The following is an 8,863-nucleotide window of genomic DNA, read 5'->3' as shown; positions in this document are numbered from 1 at the left end:
CGCCGATGGTACTGCAGGGGGGACCCTGTGGGAGAGTAGGACGCCGCCGAACTCCTTTTAGGAAGAGCCCCGTGCCCTTGTGGCACGGGGCTCTTCCGCGTTTCTGGGGGCTCTCGGTATCCCCGTTCAAGCCACCTGGAACCGCTGTGCACCCGCCGGCTCAGGCGGTTTTGCATAACCCCTGGATCAGGGTATGCTTTAGCTCGTTGCCGCAGGGCAGCAAGGCCCCAATAGCTCAGTCGGTAGAGCGTCTCCATGGTAAGGAGAAGGTCTGCGGTTCGATTCCGCATTGGGGCTCAGAATAAGAAAGGCCCCGCCAGATGGCGGGGCCTTTTGTCATGCCCGGGGGCCTACTGGGGTTCCGGGACCCTCATCGTCAGGATGGCCATGTCGTCCGAGGGCGGTTCGGCGGCGAAGCGTTCGACGGCGCGGAGGATGCGTGCGGCGACCGCGCCCGCCGTAAGCCCCGTGCAGTGGGAGAGCACGTCCGCCAGGCCGTCGTCGCCGAGCATCCGCGTGCCCTCACGGCGCTCCGTCACGCCGTCCGTCACGCACAACAGGACATCGCCCGGCTCCAGCGTGAACTCCTGCTCGTACAGCTCCAGGTCCTCCATGACGCCCAGGAGCGGCTGCGGGTCCGCCGCCGGCTCCACCGAGCCGTCCTGGCGCAGACGCAGCGGCAGCGGATGGCCCGCGCAGACGACCTTCAGAAGGGCGCTGCCGTCCTCCTGCGGCCACAGCTCGCCATAGAGCAGCGTGAGAAAGCGGCTTCGGGTCCCCTCGTCCAGGATCGCGGCGTTGAGCCGCTCCAGGACCGCGGGGCCGCCGAAGCCCTCGCGGGCCAGCAGGCGCAGCGCGTGGCGGGCCAGGCCCGTGACGGCCGCCGCCTCCGGCCCCGTACCGCACACATCGCCGATGGCGAACCCGTACGCGCCGTCCCGGATCGGGAAGACGTCGTAGAAGTCGCCACCGACCTCATTGCCCTCGCCGGCCGCGCGGTAGATGACGTCCACCTCGACGTTGGGCACGGCGGGCAGGCCCGGGGGAAGCAGGCTGCGCTGGAGGGACTGGCTGATCGCCGTGCGCTCCGAGTACAGGCGGGCGTTGTCCAGGGCCAGGGCGGCCCGGCGGGACAGGTCCTCGGCCAGCTCCAGGATCTCCTGGCGGAAGTGGTCGTCGGACGGCTTGCCGAGTGTCAGCATGCCGATGACGCGGTTACGGGCGACCAGGGGCAGTACGACGGTCTCGCCGCCCACCGCCGCCGCGGTCGCCAGCGTCGTACGCGTGGTCGAGCCGAGACCGCCGGGGTCGCCGATCCCAATGCTCCGCATCGAGGTCCGCAGCGCCGCTTCGTGGGCGGCCTGGGAAGGAGCCGCCCACACCCGCGCCCCGGGGGTCCGTACGGGCTCCGGCGGGGAGATTCTGGTGAGCAGGCCCTTGAGCCCGTCGATGCGCTCCTCGTCCTCGTGCAGCACGTAGGAGAGCTCCGGGTCCGAGGCGGGGTCGGCGATCGTGTAGACGGCGCACCACGTCGCCAGCGTCGGCACCGTCATCTGGGCCATCAGGGCCAGCGTCTGGTTCCGGTCCAGGGTGCCCGCCAGCAGGTCCGAGGCCTCGACGAGGAAGGACAGCGAGCCGCGGCGCAGCCGCTCCAGCTCACCGAGGCGCGCCGACTCGACGGCGAGGGCGATCCGGTCCGCGGCGAACTGGAGGCGCAGCGCCTCCTCGTTGGAATAGCGGCCGGCGGCCTCGGCCGCGACGCCCAGAGAGCCCGTGAGGCGTCCCTCGACCTTCAGCGGGACCGTGACCACCGAGCGCATGCCGGTGTTGCCGAGCAGCGGGACCGCCCCGGGGACGGCGTCCAGGTCCTCGTGGACGGCGGGCATCCGGGCGGAGCCGTACCGGCCGGTTCCGGCCTCCACGGGGACGCGGGCGAAGCGCTGGCGGGCGGAGGGCAGGCCCGTCGTGGCGCGCACCTCCAGCTCGGTCTCGTCGTCCGTGGCCAGCAGGAGGAAGGCGGCGTCGGCGTCCAGCATGTCCCGCGCCCGCTCGACGGTGCGCTGGAGCAGGCCGTCGAGGTCGTCGGGGGCGGGAGAGCCGATGAAGACCTCGAAGGGGTCCGTCTTGCGGCTCTCGGCGGCGTCCGAGACGGGAGCGCGCACCGGGGTCTGGAGGACCGCGCGTTCGTAGTCGCGGACCAGCAGGCAGACCGTGGACGGTTCGCCCTGGGGGTCCCTCACGCGCAGGTGGGAGCCGTAGACCGGGATGGTGCGGCCGTCGGCGCCCCGGATGCCGTAACTGCCCTCCCAGCGGGAGAGCCGCAGGGCGTCCGCGATGCCGGTGCTGGTGCCGGGGGTCTGCGGCCAGGCGGTGAAGTCGGTGAGCTGCTTGCCGACGACCTGGTCCGACGTGTATCCGAAGAGGTACGTGGCGTCGTCGTTCCACGCGGCGACGGCGCCCTCGCTGTCGATCTGGACGACGGCGACCCTGACCCGCTCGTCGGTGACCGGGAGCAGTCCCACGGGAAGCATCGGACCGGCCGAGCGGACGCCCACCGGGCGGTCCGGAAGATCGAGCTGGAACCAGACATGTTTGCGCGTGGGGGAGTATTCGACGCCCCACCGGGAAGCGAGAGCCGCGCACAGCAGCAGACCGCGGCCGTTCTCGCTGTCCAGGCTGCCGAGATCGAGGGCGGCCGGCTGGAGTGGGATCTCCCGCTCCGGGTAGTGATCGGCGATCTCCACCCGTACGCCGTCCTCCGTGCGCAGACACAGCACGTCTGCGGCGGTGCCGGCGTGGATCACGGCATTGGTGACGAGCTCGCTGGTCAGGACGACGGCGTCGTCGACGACGTCCGTGTACCCCCAGCCCTGGAGCGTGTCGCGGACAAAGGCACGGGCCGTCGCGACGGAGCGCGCCACCGGGTCGAAGGTGGCAGCCGCACGCGCCGTGATCACAGCACTCCCCATATGGTGTCTCGTCGCTTCCCCGAGTCCGTGCCCGTATCTCGCCGCTTCGATTCGCCTGCCAGGCTAGACGCTCCCCCCGTGCACCGGGTACACGAGGGCGGACTTCGGACAGGCCCGGGCGGGAACGGACGGATGACCGCACAGTATGGGCTTCCCCTCGGAGGGATGTGGGACAACCATGGGAGGTTCCACCCCGACCGGTTCCCGCCTGGTACGTTTCAACGATTTGACGTCCGCATGGTCACCCGTCGACGGTGGGCTGTGGCGATGAGCCGTGGAAGATCTGGGCAGGCTCTCGGGCGAGGTTCTAGCTAGATGGTCAACCCCTGCGGGAGGGACACGGTGGAGTCTGACGTGGCGGCGCGGGGTTCGGGTACGCGCAGTAAGGGCGGGCAGTCCGTGAAGAAGCAGCGCAATGGAACCGTCGAGGTAGACGCGGCGGCGCTCCACAGACTGCTGACCGGTCTGGTCGCCATGCGCGACGGGAACTTCCGCAGGCGCGTCACGGTCTCCGGCGAAGGCGTGATGGCGGAGCTCGCCGCGGTCTTCAACGAGGTCGCCGACCGCAATGTGCACCTCACCGGCGAGCTGGCCCGGGTGCGGCGCGTCGTCGGGCGGGAGGGCAAGCTCACCGAGCGCCTGGAGACCGGTGCCTGCGAGGGCTCCTGGGCCGCCGCGATCGACGCCTCCAACGAGCTGGTGGACGATCTCGCGCGTCCGGTCTCGGAGGTCGGGCGGGTGCTGTCGGCGGTGGCCGACGGCGATCTCGAACAGCGGATGGAGCTGCGCTCACACACGACGGACGACACGGTACGGCCGCTGCGCGGCGAGTTCCTGAAGGTCGCCCGTACCGTCAACAACCTGGTCGACCAGCTGTCGGCGTTCACCGAGCAGGTGACGCGGGTCGCGGTCGAGGTGGGCACCGAGGGCAAGCTGGGCGGGCAGGCGCAGGTGCGCGGGATGTCCGGGTCCTGGAAGGACCTCACGGACTCCGTCAACACCATGGCGTACCGGCTGACCGCACAGGTGCGCGACATCGCGCTGGTGACGACGGCCGTGGCCAAGGGTGACCTGTCGCGGAAGGTCACCGTCCATGTGGCCGGCGAGATGCTCCAGCTGAAGAACACCGTCAACACGATGGTGGACCAGCTGTCCTCGTTCTCCTCGGAAGTGACCCGGGTCGCCCGTGAGGTGGGCACGGAGGGGGAGCTCGGCGGCCAGGCGGTGGTGCCGGGCGTGGCCGGGGTGTGGAAGGACCTGACGGACTCCGTCAACACGATGGCCGGCAACCTCACCTCCCAGGTGCGCGGCATCGCGGAGGTGACGACGGCGGTCGCCAACGGAGACCTGTCGCAGAAGGTGCAGGTCAGCGCGCGGGGCGAGGTCGCCCAGCTCGCCGAGACGATCAACCAGATGACCGAGACGCTGCGCACCTTCGCTGACGAGGTCACCCGCGTGGCCAGCGAGGTCGGCGGGCAGGGTGTGCTCGGCGGCCAGGCACAGGTACCGGGCGCTGCCGGGACCTGGAAGGACCTCACCGACTCGGTGAACACGGTCTTCCGGAACCTGACGACCCAGGTGCGCGACATCGCCCAGGTGACGACGGCGGTGGCCAGCGGTGACATGACGCAGAAGGTCACCGTCGACGTGGCCGGCGAGATGCTGGAGCTGAAGAACACCGTCAACACGATGGTGGACCAGCTCCAGTCCTTCGGCTCGGAAGTGACCCGGGTCGCCCGGGAGGTCGGCGTCGAGGGCCGGCTCGGCGGGCAGGCCGAGGTGCCGGGCGCTGCCGGGACCTGGAAGGACCTCACGGACTCCGTGAACACGGCCTTCCGCAACCTGACCGGTCAGGTGCGCGACATCGCGCAGGTCACGACGGCCGTCGCCAACGGCGACCTGTCGCAGAAGGTCACCGTCGACGTGGCCGGCGAGATGCTGGAGCTGAAGAACACCGTCAACACGATGGTGGCGCAGCTCTCCTCATTCGCCGACCAGGTCACGCGGATGGCGCGTGACGTGGGCACCGAGGGCCGCCTCGGCGGTCAGGCGCGGGTGGACGGCGTCTCCGGTACGTGGAAGGAGCTCACCGACTCCGTCAACTTCATGGCGGGGAACCTGACCTCCCAGGTGCGCCAGATCGCGCAGGTCACGACGGCGGTGGCGCGGGGCGACCTGTCGCAGAAGATCGACGTGGACGCGCGGGGCGAGATCCTGGAGCTGAAGAACACCATCAACACGATGGTCGACCAGCTCTCCGCCTTCGCCGAGCAGGTGACCAGGGTCGCCCGCGAGGTGGGTACGGACGGGCGCCTCGGCGGTCAGGCGCAGGTGCCCGGCGTGGCCGGTGTGTGGCGTGATCTGACGGACTCCGTGAACGGGATGGCGGGGAACCTGACCGCTCAGGTCCGTAACATCGCGCAGGTCGCCACGGCGGTGGCGCGCGGAGACCTGTCGCAGAAGATCGACGTGGACGCGCGGGGCGAGATCCTGGAACTCAAGAACACCCTCAACACCATGGTCGACCAGCTCTCGAACTTCGCGGAGCAGGTGACGCGGGTGGCCCGCGAGGTGGGTACCGAGGGCATCCTGGGCGGTCAGGCCGAGGTGCAGGGGGTCTCCGGTACGTGGAAGGACCTCACCCAGTCCGTCAACGGCATGGCGAACAACCTCACCCTCCAGGTGCGGAACATCGCCGAGGTGACGACGGCGGTCGCCAACGGTGACCTGTCCAAGAAGATCACCGTCGATGCCAAGGGCGAGATCCTCGAACTGGTGACGACGGTCAACACGATGGTCGACCAGCTGCTCAACTTCGCCGACGAGGTGACCCGCGTCGCGCGCGAGGTGGGCACCGAGGGCATCCTCGGCGGCCAGGCGCGCGTTCGCGGGGCGACGGGCATCTGGAAGGACCTCAGCGACAACGTCAACCTGATGGCCAACAACCTGACCAGCCAGGTGCGCAACATCTCCCGCGTCTCGTCCGCCGTCGCCAACGGCGACCTGACGAAGAAGGTCACCGTCGAGGCGCGCGGCGAGGTCGCCGAGCTGGCCGACACCGTCAACACGATGGTGACGACCCTGTCCTCGTTCGCGGACGAGGTGACCCGCGTCGCCCGCGAGGTGGGCACCGAGGGCGAGCTGGGCGGCCAGGCGCGCGTCCCGGGCGTCTCCGGTACGTGGAAGGACCTCACCGAGTCCGTGAACTCGATGGCGTCCAACCTGACGGGCCAGGTGCGCCAGATCGCCGCCGTCACGACGGCCATCGCCAAGGGCGACCTGACCAAGAAGATCGACATCGACGCACGCGGCGAGATCCAGCAGCTGAAGAACACCATCAACACGATGGTCGACCAGCTGTCGTCGTTCGCCGAGCAGGTGACCCGGGTCGCTCGCGAGGTGGGCACCGAGGGCCAGCTGGGCGGCCAGGCGCGGGTGCGCGACGTGGACGGCACCTGGCGCGACCTCACCGAGTCCGTGAACGAGATGGCCGGGAACCTCACCCGTCAGGTGCGCGCCATCGCGGCCGTCGCCACGGCGGTGACGCGCGGCGACCTGAACCTGAAGATCGACGTGGACGCGGCGGGCGAGATCCAGGCGCTCCAGGACAACATCAACACGATGATCGCGAACCTGCGCGACACCACGGCCACCAACAAGGAGCAGGACTGGCTGAAGGGCAATCTCGCCCGGATCTCCGGTCTGATGCAGGGGCGGCGCGACCTGGACGACGTGGCCTCGCTGATCATGAGCGAGCTGACCCCCGTCGTCTCCGCACAGCACGGCGCCTTCTTCCTGGCCACGCCCACCGGCGAGACCGACGCGCTGGGCGCCGAGGCCGAGGGGGCGTACGAGCTGCGGATGCGGGGAAGCTACGGCTACTCCGCCGGCTCCATGCCGACGTCCTTCCGGCCGGGCGAGACGCTCATCGGTACGGCCGCCGAGGAGAAGCGGACGATCCAGGTGGACAACGTGCCGCCGGGGTACCTGAAGATCTCCTCCGGGCTCGGCGAGGCGCCGCCCGCCCATGTGATCGTGCTTCCGGTGCTGTTCGAGGGCAAGGTCCTCGGAGTCATCGAGCTGGCCTCGTTCCAGCCGTTCACGCACATCCAGCGCGACTTCCTGAACCAGCTCGCGGAAATGATCGCCACGAGCGTCAACACCATCAGTGTCAACACGACGACCGAGAAGCTGCTGGAACAGTCGCAGGAGCTCACCGAGCAATTGCGCGACCGCTCGCAGGAATTGGAGAACCGGCAGAAGGCGCTCCAGGCCTCCAACGCCGAACTTGAGGAGAAGGCCGAGCTGCTGGCCAGGCAGAACCGCGACATCGAGGTCAAGAACACCGAGATCGAGGAGGCGCGGCAGGTCCTGGAGGAGCGCGCCGAACAGCTCGCCGTCTCGATGCGCTACAAGTCCGAGTTCCTGGCGAACATGTCCCACGAGCTGCGCACGCCGCTCAACTCGCTGCTCATTCTGGCCAAGCTGCTCGCGGACAACGCCGAGGGCAATCTCTCGCCGAAGCAGGTGGAATTCGCCGAGACGATCCACGGGGCCGGTTCCGATCTGCTCCAGCTGATCAACGACATCCTCGACCTTTCGAAGGTCGAGGCGGGCAAGATGGACGTCAGCCCGACGCGGATCGCCCTGGTGCAGCTCGTGGACTATGTGGAGGCGACGTTCCGGCCGCTCACCGCGGAAAAGGGGCTGGACTTCTCCGTACGGGTGTCGCCGGAGCTGCCGGCCACGCTGCACACGGACGAGCAGCGGCTGCTCCAGGTGTTGCGCAACCTGCTCTCCAACGCCGTGAAGTTCACCGACAGCGGGGCCGTCGAGCTGGTGATCAGGCATGCGGGCCAGGAGGTGCCGGACGCCATCCGCGAGCAGCTGCTGGAGGCCGGTTCGCTGCGGGACGCGGACGCCGAGCTGATCGCCTTCTCGGTGACCGACACGGGCATCGGCATCGCGGCCAGCAAGATGCGGGTCATCTTCGAGGCGTTCAAGCAGGCGGACGGGACGACCAGCCGGAAGTACGGTGGCACGGGCCTCGGCCTCTCCATCAGCCGCGAGATCGCGCGGCTGCTGGGCGGCGAGATCCACGCGGCGAGCGAGCCCGGCCGCGGCTCCACCTTCACCCTGTACCTGCCGCTGCACCCGAGCGAACTCCCGCCGCAGGGCTACCCGCAGCTCGCACCGGGGCAGGCTGACGACCAGACCGCCGCGATCGACGGCGGCCGGACGCCGGAGGCCGGACAGGTGTACGTACCCGAGGCCGCCCCGCGCCGCCGGCGCAAGGCTCTGGGAGGCGCCCAGCAGCAGCCCGCGCTGCCGCCCCGTCCGGTGCCCGCCCCCGCTCCGCAGCCGGTTCCGGCCGTCGAGCCGGAGGCGTGGACCGTGGGCGGCGAGGAGGAGCCCGAACAGCCGCGCAGGACGTTCCGGTTCGGCGGCGAGAAGGTGCTGATCGTCGACGACGACGTCCGTAACGTCTTCGCGCTCACCAGCGTGCTGGAACAGCACGGACTGACGGTCCTCTACGCCGAGAACGGGCGCGAGGGCATCGAAGTCCTGGAGCAGCACGACGATGTGACGGTCGTACTGATGGACATCATGATGCCGGAGATGGACGGCTACGCGACGACCTCGGCGATCCGCAGGATGCCGCAGTTCGCCGAGCTGCCGATCGTGGCCCTGACCGCCAAGGCGATGAAGGGCGACAAGGAGAAGGCGCTCGAATCGGGTGCGTCCGACTATGTCACCAAGCCGGTCGATCCCGACCATCTTCTTTCGGTCATGGAAGGGTACGTGCGCGGTGAGTGACCGCCCACTGAGAGAATCCATGAAGATTTGTTGACCGGTGGTGTCCGAAGGAGTGTGGGAACGCGGATTGCGGGGAA

2 protein-coding genes and 1 tRNA gene are annotated in these 8,863 nt (G+C 69.4%); 2 read left to right on the top strand and 1 reads right to left on the bottom strand.

What is annotated here, in order from left to right:
- Window positions 1-224: 224 nt before the first annotated feature.
- Window positions 225-297 (top strand) — tRNA-Thr (locus tag ACFZAT_RS29290).
- Between the two features lie 53 nt (window positions 298-350).
- Here the strand turns inward: ACFZAT_RS29290 and ACFZAT_RS29285 are convergent.
- Window positions 351-2,957 (bottom strand): SpoIIE family protein phosphatase, encoded by a 2,607-nt coding sequence (locus ACFZAT_RS29285; RefSeq protein WP_391268538.1) that lies wholly within the window; start codon window positions 2,955-2,957, stop codon window positions 351-353.
- 411 nt (window positions 2,958-3,368) lie between these two features.
- On the opposite strand from ACFZAT_RS29285, the gene ACFZAT_RS29280 reads away from it, so the two are divergent.
- Complete coding sequence (locus ACFZAT_RS29280; RefSeq protein ID WP_391268546.1) at window positions 3,369-8,786, top strand: HAMP domain-containing protein; 5,418 nt, start codon at window positions 3,369-3,371, stop codon at window positions 8,784-8,786.
- Window positions 8,787-8,863 lie beyond the last annotated feature (77 nt).

The sequence above is a fragment of the Streptomyces sp. NPDC008163 genome, assembly GCF_042956885.1.
Lineage (GTDB): Bacteria > Actinomycetota > Actinomycetes > Streptomycetales > Streptomycetaceae > Streptomyces > Streptomyces drozdowiczii_A.
Note: the sequence above shows the minus strand (reverse complement) of the source record. Positions and strands in the feature narration are given on the sequence as shown.